The 13,232-nt window shown below is 71.8% G+C and carries 13 protein-coding genes and 1 riboswitch; of the genes, 7 read left to right on the top strand and 6 right to left on the bottom strand.

The features are described from left to right. Positions 1-149 precede the first annotated feature (149 nt). Positions 150-1,640, top strand: a complete 1,491-nt coding sequence (xylB, locus tag ACFU5G_RS24900) for a xylulokinase (protein WP_377250838.1) — start codon at positions 150-152, stop codon at positions 1,638-1,640. Between the two features lie 18 nt (positions 1,641-1,658). Here xylB and ACFU5G_RS24895 read toward each other — a convergent pair whose 3' ends face one another. The 3 genes from ACFU5G_RS24895 to ACFU5G_RS24885 are packed head-to-tail and all read right to left on the bottom strand — an operon-like array spanning position 1,659 to position 3,594. Further along, positions 1,659-2,174, bottom strand: a complete 516-nt coding sequence (locus tag ACFU5G_RS24895) for a dihydrofolate reductase (protein ID WP_377250835.1) — start codon at positions 2,172-2,174, stop codon at positions 1,659-1,661. Further along, positions 2,174-2,977, bottom strand: a complete 804-nt coding sequence (locus ACFU5G_RS24890; protein WP_377250833.1) for a thymidylate synthase — start codon at positions 2,975-2,977, stop codon at positions 2,174-2,176. The genes ACFU5G_RS24895 and ACFU5G_RS24890 overlap by 1 nt, the downstream gene beginning before the upstream one ends. 50 nt (positions 2,978-3,027) lie before the next feature. After that, positions 3,028-3,594 (bottom strand): hypothetical protein, encoded by a 567-nt coding sequence (locus tag ACFU5G_RS24885; RefSeq protein WP_377250830.1) that lies wholly within the window; start codon positions 3,592-3,594, stop codon positions 3,028-3,030. 148 nt (positions 3,595-3,742) lie between these two features. Between ACFU5G_RS24885 and ACFU5G_RS24880 the strand changes: the two genes are divergently transcribed. The 4 genes from ACFU5G_RS24880 to ACFU5G_RS24865 all read left to right on the top strand — a co-directional run bounded on the left by ACFU5G_RS24880 (position 3,743) and on the right by ACFU5G_RS24865 (position 7,916). Next, complete coding sequence (locus ACFU5G_RS24880) at positions 3,743-4,222, top strand: OsmC family protein (protein ID WP_377250827.1); 480 nt, start codon at positions 3,743-3,745, stop codon at positions 4,220-4,222. A 2-nt stretch (positions 4,223-4,224) separates the two neighbouring features. Then, positions 4,225-5,004 carry a hypothetical protein gene (locus tag ACFU5G_RS24875; protein WP_377250824.1) on the top strand — a complete coding sequence of 260 codons (780 nt, stop codon included), beginning with the start codon at positions 4,225-4,227 and terminating at the stop codon, positions 5,002-5,004. Positions 5,005-5,080: 76 nt separating this feature from the next. Continuing rightward, complete coding sequence (gene rocD, locus ACFU5G_RS24870) at positions 5,081-6,622, top strand: ornithine--oxo-acid transaminase (RefSeq protein WP_377250821.1); 1,542 nt, start codon at positions 5,081-5,083, stop codon at positions 6,620-6,622. Positions 6,623-6,671: 49 nt separating this feature from the next. Then, positions 6,672-7,916, top strand: a complete 1,245-nt coding sequence (locus ACFU5G_RS24865) for an aminotransferase class I/II-fold pyridoxal phosphate-dependent enzyme (RefSeq protein WP_377250841.1) — start codon at positions 6,672-6,674, stop codon at positions 7,914-7,916. An 80-nt stretch (positions 7,917-7,996) separates the two neighbouring features. Here ACFU5G_RS24865 and ACFU5G_RS24860 read toward each other — a convergent pair whose 3' ends face one another. The 3 genes from ACFU5G_RS24860 to ACFU5G_RS24850 all read right to left on the bottom strand — a co-directional run bounded on the left by ACFU5G_RS24860 (position 7,997) and on the right by ACFU5G_RS24850 (position 11,020). Further along, a complete protein-coding gene (locus ACFU5G_RS24860; RefSeq protein ID WP_377250818.1) occupies positions 7,997-8,986 on the bottom strand; it encodes a universal stress protein in 990 nt (329 codons plus the stop codon). 162 nt (positions 8,987-9,148) lie between these two features. Beyond that, on the bottom strand, positions 9,149-9,895 hold the full coding sequence (locus ACFU5G_RS24855) for a C40 family peptidase (protein ID WP_377250815.1): 747 nt from the start codon (positions 9,893-9,895) through the stop codon (positions 9,149-9,151). A 50-nt stretch (positions 9,896-9,945) separates the two neighbouring features. Next, positions 9,946-10,138, bottom strand: a riboswitch (cyclic di-AMP (ydaO/yuaA leader). A 165-nt stretch (positions 10,139-10,303) separates the two neighbouring features. Then, positions 10,304-11,020, bottom strand: a complete 717-nt coding sequence (locus ACFU5G_RS24850) for a metal-dependent transcriptional regulator (protein ID WP_036964626.1) — start codon at positions 11,018-11,020, stop codon at positions 10,304-10,306. Between the two features lie 83 nt (positions 11,021-11,103). Here ACFU5G_RS24850 and serC point away from each other — a divergent pair, with 83 nt between their 5' ends. Continuing rightward, a complete protein-coding gene (serC, locus tag ACFU5G_RS24845; RefSeq protein ID WP_377250812.1) occupies positions 11,104-12,213 on the top strand; it encodes a phosphoserine transaminase in 1,110 nt (369 codons plus the stop codon). 119 nt (positions 12,214-12,332) lie between these two features. Further along, positions 12,333-13,184 (top strand): MHYT domain-containing protein, encoded by an 852-nt coding sequence (locus tag ACFU5G_RS24840; protein ID WP_051109588.1) that lies wholly within the window; start codon positions 12,333-12,335, stop codon positions 13,182-13,184. The last annotated feature ends 48 nt before the right edge of the window (positions 13,185-13,232 follow it).

The following is a 13,232-nucleotide window of genomic DNA, read 5'->3' as shown; positions in this document are numbered from 1 at the left end:
GCTTGTCGAGACCTCACCAGGTCTCGACAAGCTCGACCAGCGGCACGTCCGGCCCGACCAGCGGCGCGTTACGCCCGTCCGGCACGCGCTCACCGCGCGGTAGCGTGTCAGTCGCCTCTCCCCCTCACGAACCACCTCCTGGAGCACCGATGCCCCTCGTCGCCGGCGTGGACACGTCCACGCAGTCCTGCAAGATCGTCGTGCGCGACGCCGAGACCGGCGCGCTGGTCCGCACCGGTTCCGCCAAGCACCCGGACGGCACGGAGGTGGACCCGCGGCACTGGTGGGACGCCTTCCAGGAGGCCGCTGCCGCCGCGGGCGGCCTGTCCGACGTCGCCGCGATCTCGGTGGGCGGCCAGCAGCACGGCATGGTCACCCTCGACGCCGACGGCAACGTCGTGCGCCCGGCGCTGCTCTGGAACGACACCCGCTCCGCGCCGTCGGCCGAGGCCCTGATCAGCGAGCTCGGCGACGGCGACCGCACCGCGGGCGCCCAGGCCTGGGCCGACGCCGTCGGCTCCGTGCTCGTCGCGTCCCTGACCGTCACCAAGCTGCGCTGGCTGCACGACAACGAGCCCGAGAACGCGGCGCGTGTCGCCGCCGTCGCGCTCCCCCACGACTGGCTGTCGTGGCGCATCGCGGGCTACGGCCCCGCGGGCGACCCGACCGCTCCCCTGGGCCCGCAGCTCGACAAGCTGTTCACCGACCGCTCGGATGCCTCGGGCACCGGGTACTACGACGCCGCCGTCGGCGAGTACCGGCCTGACCTGCTGGAACGCGCCCTGGGCCGGACCGACGTGGTGCTGCCGCGCGTGGTCGGCGTCGCAGAGGCCGGCGCCGTCGCGCACCCGGACGTCGCGGGTGCCGCCGTCGAGGGCGGGGCCCTGATCGGCCCCGGCGCGGGCGACAACGCCGGCGCGTCCATCGGGCTCGGCATGACGCCGGGCGACATCGCCATCTCGATCGGCACCTCGGGCGTGGTGTCCGCCGTCGCCCCCAAGCGCACCGCGGACGGTTCCGGCGCGATCAACGGCTTCGCCGACGCGACCGGCAACGCCCTGATGCTCGCCGTCACGCTCAACGCGGCGCGGGTGCTGGACGCCGCCCGCGAGGTGCTCGACGTCGACTTCGACGAGCTCGCCGAGCTGGCGCTGCAGGCCCCGCCCGGCTCCGACGGCCTGGTGCTCGTGCCGTACCTGGAGGGCGAGCGCACCCCCAACCGGCCCGACGCCACCGGCACGCTGCACGGGATCCGCCTGGCCACCTCGACCCGCTCCCACCTGGCGCGCGCCTACATCGAGGGCATGCTGTGCGGGCTCGCGGACGGCCTCGACGCACTACGGGCGCAGGGCGTCTCGGTGGAACGCGTGATGCTGATCGGCGGGGCCGCGCAGTCCCCGGCCGTGCAGCAGATCGCCCCGCAGGTCTTCGGCCTCCCGATCGGCATTCCCGAGCCGGGCGAGTACGTGGCCGACGGCGCCGCACGCCAGGCCGCGTGGACGCTCGCCGCGGCGTCGGCCGCGGGCGGCGCGGACGACGTCGCCGCACCCGCCTGGTCGACGACGATCGCGACGACCCTGGAGGCCGACCCGAAGCCGGTCGTGCGGGAGCAGTACGCGGCGGTCCGCGACCTGGTCTGACCCTGTCGCCGCGCGGCGCTACGCCGCGCGGCGGTAGGTCAGGTGCCGGAACCGCAGCCCGGAGGACGACGTCGTCCACTCCGTCGCGGAGGCGACCGCCCACTCCGGGCCGATCTCCGGGGCGTACACGTCGCCCTCGACCTCGGTGTTGATCTCGCTCACCTCGAGCACGTCCGCGACGGGCAGCGCGGCGTTGTAGATCTGCGCCCCGCCCATCACCCAGATCTCGTCGCCGCCCGGGGCGTCGGCAGCGACCGTGAGCGCCTCACCCAGGGTCCCGGCCGGCACGACGTCGCCGTCGGCGTCGGGTACGCCGTAGGGGCCGCGCGAGGAGATGACGATGTTGGTGCGCCCCGGCAGGGGACGCCGCGGCAGCGACTCCCAGGTGAGCCGGCCCATCACCACGGGGTGTCCCGCCGTGGTGCGCTTGAAGTGCGCGAAGTCCTCGGGCACGTGCCACGGGATGTCGCCGCCGGCGCCGATCACGGGCCGGCCTGCGGCGTCGCGTGCCTGCCCCCAGATGAGCCCGATCATCAGACGGCGATCGGGGCCTTGATGGTGGGGTGCGAGACGTACCCCAGCACCTCGACGTCCTCGAACTCGTAGTCGAAGATCGAGTCGCGCGGGGCGAGCCGCAACGACGGGTACGGGTACGGGTCGCGCGCGAGCTGCGTCTCGACCTGCTCCACGTGGTTGTCGTAGATGTGCACGTCGCCGCCGGTCCAGACGAACTCGCCGACCTCGAGCCCGGCCTGCGCCGCGACCATGTGCGTCAGCAGCGCGTAGGACGCGATGTTGAACGGCACGCCGAGGAACAGGTCGGCGGAGCGCTGGTAGAGCTGGCAGCTCAGCTTGCCGTCGGCCACGTAGAACTGGAACAGGGCGTGGCACGGCGGGAGCGCCATGTCGTCCACCTCGGCCGGGTTCCACGCCGTCACGATGTGCCGCCGTGAGTCGGGGTTGGTGCGGATCTGCTCGACGACCTTGGCGATCTGGTCCACGTGCCCGCCGTCGGGCGTGGGCCAGGAGCGCCACTGGACCCCGTAGACCGGGCCCAGCTCGCCGGACTCGTCGGCCCAGTCGTCCCAGATCTTCACGCCACGCTCCTGCAGCCAGCGCACGTTGGAGTCGCCGCGCAGGAACCACAGCAGCTCGTACACGACCGACTTGAGGTGCACGCGCTTGGTGGTGATCAAGGGGAACCCCTTGGCGAGGTCGTACCGGATCTGCCGCCCGAACACGCTGCGCGTACCCGTACCGGTGCGGTCGCCCTTGCGGGTCCCGGTGGCGAGCACGTCGCGGAGCAGGTCCTCGTACGGGGTGTCGATCTCGGTCATGGGGGCAAGCCTACGTCCGCGGCTCCCGTGGATCCTGGCAGCGCCACGGGTCAGGACCGGTCGGCCCGGAGCTCCTTGAGCCGGGCCCCGCGACGGCGGTAGAGCACGCCCATCGTCACGATCACGAGCGCCACGACGCCGCCGACCCCCGCGCCCCACGCCGACCCGCCGCGGAACGCGGGGCCGTCGACGTCGAGGATCCGCTCGCCGGCGTGCGCCGCCGCCGAGGTGCCCAGCACGATCCCGAGCGTCAGCAGGTTGGGCACCGCGAACACCACCGCCGCCGCGAGGTATCCGCTGCGCACCTGCCAGGACCGCCCGGTCAGCACGGCCTGCGCCAGGAACAGCACCGGGACCAGCGTGAACACCGCGCCCACCATGAGCCCCCACCAGGCGCCCGCGGCGAACGAACCGTCCACCGCGTTCCCGATCACCTGGGCCCACCAGCGGGGCAGGAACGCGTCGAGGAACAGGTAGACCAGCCAGACGGCGAGGATCACGCCGGCCACGCCGAGCAGACGCAGGCCGATGTCCTTCCAGTCCGGCCGCCACGCGGCTCTCCCTCCGCCCGACGTCGCCCCGGTCGCCCCCTGCTCGCCGCTCACGTTCTGCGCCATGGGTGAGATCGTCGCAGCGTACGGGCCGCTCTGCGCGGCGAACGGGAACGTCGCGGAGGCAGTTCGCGTTGAGCACTAGGCCGACCGACCGGGACCCGAAGCGCCCAGCTACGTGACCGTGTCGGTGAGCAGTGGAAGGATCACCCTCATGACGGAGCAGACCACCACCCCGGGAGCCACGCCCACCGAGGACGCCGTGACCCCCTCGCCCACGGACCCGCTGTGGGTGGAGCGCAACGGCACGCGCACGTACACGGGCTTCTCGGCCCGCGGCGCGCGCGTCGAGATCGGGCCGGTCAGCGCCGGTGCGGTGTTCACGCCGGGCGAGCTGCTGAAGGTCGCGCTCGCCGCCTGCGCCGGGATGAGCAGCGACCGCGCCTTCGCGCGTCGCCTGGGTGACGACTACAAGACGACCATCCGTGTCGAGGACCCCAAGGACATGGCGGAGGACCGGTACCCGGTGCTCACCGAGAAGTTCGAGATCGACCTGTCCGCCCTCGACGACGAGGACCGGGCCAAGCTCCTGACGATCGCCCAGCGGTCGATCGACAAGGCCTGCACCGTCGGGCGCACGCTCGAGGCGGGCGCCCGGATCCCGGACGCGCAGTTCAACCAGCCGGAGGGCTGACCATGACCGACGACAAGAAGCTGACCGCAGCCGAGTCCAACGGCAAGGCCACCCCGGGCGACTCGCTCGTGAAGTCCGACGGGTCGCTGCACGTCACGCGAGCGGACTGGGTCAACTACAAGCCCGACGGCCCCCTCGACCACCTGGTCGACCGGGCCGTGACCATCCCCTCGGCCACCATCCACAAGCATGTGGACAAGGTGCGCGCGCGGAACCCCGACGCCTCGCCGGCGGAGATCATCCGGCTCCTGGAGAAGGAGTACCTGCGGGTCATCCAGACCACGGGCAGCGCGGTGGGCGCGGCCGCGGCGATCCCTGCGGTCGGCACCGCGGCGAGCGTCGCGCTGTCGACGAGCGACGTGGCGACGTTCTTCGCGTCGTCCGCGGCGTTCTCGCTCGCCATCGCGGACGTGCACGGGATCGACGTGCAGGACGTCCCGCGCCGGCGGGCGCTCCTGCTCGCCACCGTGCTCGGTGACAAGGGCGCGAAGGACGTCGAGGACGCCATCGGCGGGTCCGGTGTCGCGTGGGGCAAGGTGCTGCTCACGAGCATGCCGCGCGGCACGCTCCAGCGGGTCAACAAGGCGCTGACCCACCAGTTCATCAAGAAGCAGATCGCCAAGCAGGGCAGCCTGCTGCTCGGCCGCATCCTGCCGTTCGGCATCGGCGCCGTGGTCGGCCTCGTCGGCGCCCGCGCGCTCGGCCACACCGTGATCGCGCAGTCCCGCGCCGCGTTCGGCCCGCCGCCGGACCGGTTCCCGCGCGTCATCGAGCAGAAGTAGGTCGTTCCCGGCGCCGAGCCGCCGATATATGCGGGCGGCGAGGCAGGATTCCGGGACCCGACCTAGGCTGCGGGTCATGGCGGACACGACGCACGGCGCACTCGCCCCGACGTACCATCCCCTGCCGGTCACGATCGCGCGGGCGCACGGTACACACGTATGGGACACCGACGGCAACGAGTTCCTCGACTTCCTGTCGGGGTACTCGGCCCTGAACTTCGGGCACCTGCACCAAGGGCTGGTCGCGGCTGCGATGACGCAGCTGCGCCAGGTCACCCTCACGTCCCGTGCGTTCGACCACGACCGGCTCGAGGAGTTCGCCCAGCGGCTCGTCGAGGTCGTGGGCCCGCTGACGACCGGCGGCGAGGACAGCCTCGTGGTGCCGATGAACACCGGCGCCGAGGCCGTGGAGACCGCGATCAAGGCGGTCCGCAAGTGGGGCTACGACGTGCGCGGCGTGCCCGAGGACCAGGCGACGATCGTCATCGCCGGGGGCAACTTCCACGGCCGTACCACCACCCTCGTCGGGCTGTCGGACGACCCGGTCGCGCGCGACGGGTTCGGTCCGTTCGCCCCCGGCTTCGTGCGGGTGCCGTTCGGTGACCTGCAGGCGGTGGCCGACGCCGTCGACGACACCACCGTGGCCGTGCTCATGGAGCCCGTCCAGGGCGAGGCCGGCGTGGTGGTTCCGCCGGACGACTTCTGGCCCGGCCTGCGCGCCCTCACCACCGAGAAGAACATCGCCCTGGTCGCCGACGAGATCCAGTCGGGCCTCGGGCGCACCGGCACCACCCTGGCCTGCGAGCTCTGGGACGTGCAGCCGGACCTGGTCTGTCTGGGCAAGGCGCTCGGCGGCGGGATCGTGCCGGTCTCGGCCGTCGTCGGCAAGCCCGAGATCCTCGGCGTCCTGACGCCGGGCACCCACGGCTCCACGTTCGGCGGCAACCCGCTGGCGTGCGCGGTCGGCGTCGCCGCGCTCGACCTGCTCTCGACAGGGCAGTACCAGGCCCGCGCCGCGGCGTCGGGCAAGGTGCTCGAGGAGCGGCTCGGCGCGCTCGTGGACCAGGGCCTGCTGACCGGCGCCCGCTGCGTCGGGCTCTGGGCCGGCGTCGACGTGGACCCGAAGCTCGGCACCGGCCGCGACCTGTGCGAGGCCTTGCTGGAGCGGGGGGTGCTCGCCAAGGACACGCACGCCTCGACCATCCGCCTGTCGCCGCCGCTGTCGATCGTGCAGCCCGAGCTGGAGATGGCGCTCGACATCCTGGAGGAGTCCCTGGTGGCGCTGCGGGACGGCGGCCCGGGCGGCGGCGCCGGCGAGGACCCGGACGACGACGGGTCGGACGGCGCGGGGGTCGCCGAGGAAGCCGTCACCGAGGAAGCCGTCACCGAGGACCCCGTTGCTGAGGAAGCCGTCGCCGAGGAAGGTGCCGCCGAGGCGGCGCCTGGCGACGAGGCACCGGCGAGCGAGAAGCCCGCCGACGAGGCGCCGACCGAGAAGCACGCCGACGAGGCCGACAGCACAACTCCCTCATCCGCGGACACGTCAGACATCCCAGACGCGGAAGTCACCCCGCCGCGCAAGCGCCGCCGGTCCAGGCTGTCACCGGCCGCCGGCTGAGCGTATTCTCCCGGGGGTGACCACTACGACGTCGTCCCACACCACCGCCATGCTCCCGGACCTCGCACAGCTCCAGCAGGCCTACGCCGAGCTCCAGGCCAAGGGCCTGAAGCTGGATCTGACGCGCGGCAAGCCGTCCGCCGAGCAGCTCGATCTCGCCGAGCCGATGCTGGCCCTGCCCGGCGTGGGCGTGCACACCGACGAGACCGGCACGGACGCGCGCAACTACGGCGGGCTGGACGGCGGCATCACGATCCGCCGCATCTTCGCCGAGCTGCTCGACGTGCCCGTGGAGCAGCTCCTCGCGGGCGGCAACGCGTCGCTCACGACCATGCACGACGTCGTCGCGTTCGCCGAGCTGTTCGGCTTCCCCGACTCGCCCAAGCCGTGGGCGCGCGAGGAGAAGGTGCGCTGGATCTGCCCGGTGCCGGGCTACGACCGGCACTTCACGATCTGCGAGGCGTTCGGCATCGAGATGATCCCGGTGCCGATGACGGCGGACGGCCCGGACGCCGAGGCCGTCGCGGCGCTCGTCGCGGCCGACCCCACGATCAAGGGCATGTGGGTCGTACCCACGTACTCCAACCCGGACGGCGCGGTCATCAGCGCCGACGTCGCCCGCGCGCTGGTCTCCATGCCCGCCGCCGCGCCGGACTTCCGCATCCTGTGGGACAACGCGTACGCGGTGCACCACCTGACCGACGACGAGGTGACCAGCCCGAACGCGATCGCGCTGGCCGCGGAGGCCGGTCACCCGGACCGCGTGCTGCTGTTCGCCTCCACGTCCAAGATCACGTTCGCGGGCGCGGGCGTCTCGTTCCTGGGCAGCTCGGCGGCGAACATCGCCTGGTTCAAGAAGCACCTGTCGGTCGCCTCCATCGGCCCGGACAAGCTGAACCACCTGCGGCACGCGCTGTTCTTCGGCTCGGCCGACGGCGTGCGCGACCACATGCGCAAGCACCGCGCCATCCTGGCGCCGAAGTTCGAGGCCGTGGTCGAGATCCTGACCGAGCGCCTGGGCGGCTACGGCATCGCGTCGTGGACCGAGCCCAAGGGCGGCTACTTCGTGTCGCTCGACGTCGCGCCGGGCACGGCGGCCCGGGTGGTGCAGCTCGCGAAGGAGGCCGGCATCGCCCTGACGCCCGCCGGCGCCACCCACCCGTACGGCCGCGACCCGCAGGACCAGAACGTGCGCCTGGCGCCGTCGATGCCTCCGCTGGACGAGGTCCGCACGGCGATGGACGGCGTCGCGACCTGCGTGCTCCTCGCGGCCGCCGAGGCCGCGCAGGCCTGACCGGCCCGCACCACTCACGTACGTGTCAGACCCTCAGGTCACTCCGGTGACCTGAGGGTCTGACACGTTGGAGGTCCAGGTCAGTCCGGGCAGTGCTTGTTGACCACGAGCACCGGGCAGGCCGCGTGGTGCAGCACCGCCTGGCTCGTGGAGCCCAGCAGCAGCCCTCGGAACCCGCCGCGACCACGCGACCCGACGACGACGAGGTCCGACGCCGTGGAGAACTCGGTCAGCAGCTCCGCGCCCGTGCCGTCCAGCACGATGCGCCGGATGCGCAGTCCCGGGTTCTCGGCCTCGTACCGGTCGACGAGCACGTCCATGCCGGCCCCGATGTCGGCCAGCACCTGCTCCCGGTCGATCGACGACGGCAGCCACGCCAGCATCCCCGCGTTGCCCACGGGCACGCCCGTGACGGCGGTCAGCTCCGCGCCCCACGCGTTGGCCTGGACGATCGCGTGCTGCAGCGCCCGCTCGGCCTGCGGCGACCCGTCCACGCCGACGACGATGCGGCGCACCTCCCGGATCTCCGCGACCCCGGGGGCCACGCCGGTCTCGGCCTCCGCCGCTGGAGCGGTGGTCCCGGGCTCGTCGGAGCTGATGTCCGGCGGGGTCCAGGAGACGCCCCGGTTGGTCTCGGCCCGCAGCGGCACCACGACCACCGGGCACTTCGCGTGCGCCGGCAGCGCGGACGACACCGTGCCCAGCAGGCGCTCCGTGAAACCTCCCCGGCCTCGGGTCCCCACGACGGCGAGCCCGTAGTCGGCGGACAGCTCCACGAGCACACCCGCGGCGTCACCGGTGGCGACCTCCGTCGTGGCGCGTACCCCGGCGTCGGCCACGCGGTTCTCCGCCTCGACCAGGACCGCCTTGGCGCCCTCCTGGATGGTGGTGTCGTCGAGGGCGGCGTACCCGCCGTCGAGCGACGCGGCCGTGAACGACGGCAACGAGTAGCTGCACACGATGTGCAGCGCCCAGCCCACGCGGTGCGCGTAGGCGGTAGCCCAGTCCAGCGCGTGCAGACTCGCGGCCGATCCGTCCACCCCGACCAGTACGACCTCGGATCGTGTCATCGCCAGTCCTTTCTACTGCTGTGCACCTTTGCCCTCCAACGCTACCGGCGGCGTGGCCGTCTTGGGTAACCAGAGGCAAAAAGTCTGCAGAAAGATGGCAAAGCAGAGCGCCCGCCCGGTCGTGACCGGACAGGCGCTCCGCGAGGTACTACGTGGCTGTGATCAGCCCAGGCGGATGAACGTCGGGTTCGACTGCCAGATGGTGCGGAAGTCGACCACGGTGCCCGGCTTGGACGCGTCGATCATGGTGTTGCCACCGGCGTAGATCGAGACGTGCCCGGGGGTCCACATCAGGTCGCCCGCCTGGGCCTCCGACGCCGGCACCTGCGTGCCGTAGCCGGACTGCGCCGAGGACGAGTGCGGCAGCGAGATGCCGAGCTGGCCGTAGACGTAAGAAGTAAAGCCCGAGCAGTCGAAACCGCTCGGGCTGCCGCCACCGGAGACGTACGGGACGCCGATGTACCGGCTGGCGATGGAGATCACGGAGTTGCCGATCGCCGACGCCGGGATGTCGACGGACGACGAGGCGGTCGAGACGGCGGTGGCAGCGGCCTCGGCAGCCTCGGCGGCGGCGGCCTCAGCGGCCTCCTCCGCCTCCTTGGCGGCGAGCTCGGCCTGGTAGTCCTCGTTGTCGGCAGCGGAGACCACCGAGACGGCGGACTTCTCGACGCTGAGCTCGGCGTCGGGCGCGACGGTCACGACGGGAGCGTTGGACAGGGACTCACGGGCCTGGGACGTCAGCGCGTTGAGGTCCACGGAGTTCATCTTGGCGGGGCCGGTCTCCAGCGGAGCGGCCTGCGCTGCCATCGCGCCACCGAACGTCGAGACCAGAAGCGCGCCACCTGCGGCGGCGACCGCGGTACGGCGACCGACGGCGGCGTTCTGGGCGAGCTCGGTGAGCGGAGTCACAGGGCGACGCGCAGCACGATGGCGTGCGCGGGTGGTACGTGCGGTCACGTAGAACCTCTCCTTGTACGCCTTCGAGGTCAGCTGTCGGGTTCGGGTGGGAGAAATCACCCGGCCGTGCGCTCCCGAAGGATTACCCGGCTTCACCCCTAGGACGCACCCTGGCGCCCGATGGTGGGTCCCCCGCCTCTGTCATGCGGTCGTCTTGGGGCCCCGGCCGGTGACAGAGTTCGGCGTCCGTCCGGAGACTCCCTCGGAATAAACTCCGCGGGAGCGGTCCGAACGTACCCGACGTCACCCCCGATGTCACGTTCCGGCAACGAATGTCATGGCGTGTCCGACACAGGGTGACACCTTTCCGACAAAAGCGACCATTTCGCACCCCTGTCGCCCCGAACCGGGGCGGCCGGATCAGGCCGTCGCGACGAAGAGGTGCCGGGCCAGGTCCTCGCCCAGCTCGAGCGCCGTACCGGCGCCGTCGACCGTCACCGTGTACGTACCGTCGCTGAGCTCCGCCGTGATCCGCGACCCGGGCACGAGGCCGGCGTCGGACAGGCGGGCCAGCAGCTCCACGTCCGTCTGCAAGGGCTCCGCGATGCGGGTCAGCGACGCCGCGAGCGGCTCGCCCTTCACGCCCTTCTTCGCCGCGGCCTCGAACGCCGAGGGCAGCGAGATCACGCCGGCCAGGAACGGCACGTCCGTGTAGGCCTCGCCCAGTTCCGACAGGCCGGGGATCGGGTTGCCGTACGGGTCGTGGTGCGGGTGGTCGAGCAGGCCCACGAGCCGCTTCTCCACCAGGTCGCTCATCACGTGCTCCCAGCGGCAGGCCTCGACGTGCACGTGCTCCCAGTCGAGCTTGATCACGTCGGTCAGCAGACGCTCCGCCAGGCGGTGCTTGCGCATCACGCGCATCGCCTTGTCGTGCCCGAGCTCCGTGAGCTCCAGGTGGCGGTCACCGGTCACGATCACGAGCCCGTCGCGCTCCATGCGCGCGACCGTCTGCGACACCGTCGGTCCGGAATGCCCCAGACGCTCCGCGATGCGCGCGCGCAGGGGGGTGATGCCCTCCTCGTCGAGCTCGTAGATCGTCTTCAGGTACATCTCGGTGGTGTCGATCAGATCCGTCACGTCAGCTCCCGTCATGCGCGCAGCCGTCCAGTCGCCCCTGGGCTCGGCGCCCCGGGCGTCGGCCCAGGTTCTAGTCTAGTTCTGTGCCACTGACAATCCCGACACACCTGCTGCCCACCGACGGCCGTTTCGGCTCAGGCCCTTCCAAGGTGCGCCCGGGACAGGTAGATCATCTCGTGGCGAACGCCCACGTGCTCGGTACATCGCACCGGAAGGCACCGGTGAAGGACCTGGTTCGCCGCATCCGTGAGGGTGTCACGGAGCTGCTCGGCGCGCCCGACGGCTACGAGGTGGCGCTCGGCAACGGCGGCGCCACCGCCTTCTGGGACGTGGCCACCCTCTGCCTCGTGGAGCGCAAGGCGCAGCACGCGTCCTTCGGCGAGTTCGGCGGCAAGTTCGCCACGGCCACGTCGCGCGCCCCGTTCCTCGAGCCCTCCCAGGTGATCACCGCGGAGCCGGGCGCAGTGGCCTACCTCGAACCGGCCGACGACGTCGACACCTACGCCACGCCGCACAACGAGACCTCGACGGGCGCGATGGCCCCGGTGCTGCGCCCGTCCGGGCCGGACGGCGCGATCGTGCTCACGGACGCGACGTCCGGGGCCGGGGCGCTGCCGGTCGACCTGCGCCAGACCGACGCCTACTACTTCTCCCCGCAGAAGGCGTTCGCGGCCGACGGCGGCCTGTGGCTCGCCGTACTGTCCCCCGCCGCCGTCGAGCGGGCGGCCCGGATCGAGGCCTCGGGCCGCTGGGTGCCGGAGTTCCTGTCGCTGACGACGGCGATCTCCAACTCGCGCCTGGACCAGACGCTGAACACGCCCGCCGTGGCGACGCTCCTGCTCCTGGCCGACCAGGTGGAGTGGCTCCTCGCGCAGGGCGGCCTCAAGTGGTCGACGGAGCGGTGCGCGACGTCGGCCGAGATCCTCTACGGCTGGGCAGAGAAGCGCTCGTGGGCGACGCCGTTCGTGGCACGCCCCGAGGAGCGGTCCACGGTGGTCGGCACCATAGACCTGGCCGACGAGATCGACGCCGGACGGGTACTCTCCGAGCTACGCGCCAACGGCGTCCAGGACGTGTTCGCCTATCGCAAGCTCGGGCGGAACCAGCTCCGCGTCGGCATGTTTCCTGCCGTCGAGCCCGACGATGTAGCCGCGCTCACCGAGTGCGTGGACTACCTCGTCGAGCGCATCTGACCAGGTTGATCACGTCCGCAATACCCCTTGGACGGGGAGTTCTGCCTATTGTCCGGTGCACGGGGGCTCTGTAACGTTTCCGCAACAGAGGGAACCATTTTGAGGGGCTGTTCAACAAGATGCCATTGATCGACCACTTCACCTTCGGGATCGTGACGCCCATCCTGGCGTTCGCGATCTCGTGCACCGGCGCAGCGACTGGCCTCGCCTGCACGTCCCGAGCCCGAGCGGCTGCGGGCGGCGCCCGCGCGGCGTGGCTCATCTTCGGTGCCATCGCGCTGGGCGGTACCGGGATCTGGGTGATGCACTTCGTCGCCATGCTCGGCTTCTCCGCCTCGGGCGTGACAATCCGCTACAACATCCCTGAGACCCTCCTCAGTGCCGCCATCGCGATCGTCGTCGTCGGGGCGGGCCTGTTCATCACGGAGCTCGGCAAGCGCAAGCTGCCCGCCATGCTGGTCGGCGGGGCGCTGGCCGGTGCGGGCGTCGCCGCCATGCACTACATGGGCATGGAGGCGATGGAGATGTCCGCCCAGATCGCCTACAACCCGGTCTACGTCATCGCCTCGATCGTCATCGCGATCGTCGCGGCGACCGCGGCGCTGTGGTGCACCGTCCACATCCGCGGCACGCTCGCCACCATCGTGGCCACGCTGGTCATGGGCATCGCGGTGACGGGCATGCACTACACGGGCATGGCGGGCGTGTCCGTGGTCAACCCGGTCGACACCGTTCCCACGGGTGCCTCGACCATGCAGCTGCTCGTGCCGCTCGTCATGGCGGTGAGCGTCGTGACGTTCCTGCTCATCCTCGGCATCGGCCTGTGGCCCACCGAGGACGAGCTGCGCACGCAGGCCGAGTTCGAGAACCGGCTCAAGGCGCACAGCGAGCAGGGTCAGCGGTTCGAGAACGTGCAGCAGGAGCTCCAGCCGAGCGTCGGCCAGTTCGCGCAGTCGCACCGCGCGCGCTGACTCCTCGCAGCACCGTACGGCGAAGCGCCCGTCCCCCTTCCCCGGGGG

The sequence above is a fragment of the Promicromonospora sp. NPDC057488 genome, assembly GCF_042802395.1.
Taxonomy (GTDB): Bacteria; Actinomycetota; Actinomycetes; order Actinomycetales; family Cellulomonadaceae; genus Promicromonospora.
This window is presented reverse-complemented; position numbering and strand designations above follow the sequence as displayed.